This window comes from Halomonas sp. ND22Bw (assembly GCF_003011945.1).
In the GTDB taxonomy this organism is placed as follows: Bacteria; Pseudomonadota; Gammaproteobacteria; order Pseudomonadales; family Halomonadaceae; genus Halomonas; species Halomonas halophila.
This window is the reverse complement of record NZ_PXWD01001408.1, coordinates 1-250: the sequence shown is the minus strand read 5'-3', so window position 1 is coordinate 250 and position 250 is coordinate 1. Positions and strand designations below refer to the sequence as shown.

The window sequence follows — 250 nt, the reverse complement described above, 5'->3', positions numbered from 1 at the left end:
TCGCGCCTATGCCAAGCTGGGTGTTTCAGACCGTAAACTGGCGGCGCGTCGACTGAGTATTGGCTACTCAGAGGCGTCGATACTCATTCCCACCGCCGTGCTTGATCCGCTCAATGATCCCAAGTCGGCCGGACAGACGGGCGACGCGGTTTTCGCCAAGACGACCGCCTGGATCCTGCCGGCGCCGCCCCGTGGCGTGCTGGCGCGACTAGGCGTCATCATCGCCGGCGCCGTCGTCGCTCTGCTGCTC

Annotated in this window: 1 protein-coding gene; it reads left to right on the top strand. The window is 65.2% G+C overall.

All coding sequences use genetic code 11. The features are described 5' to 3' along the window. On the top strand, nucleotides 1–250 hold a 250-nt coding region (locus CVH10_RS22830), incomplete at both ends, for a hypothetical protein (RefSeq protein ID WP_219925034.1).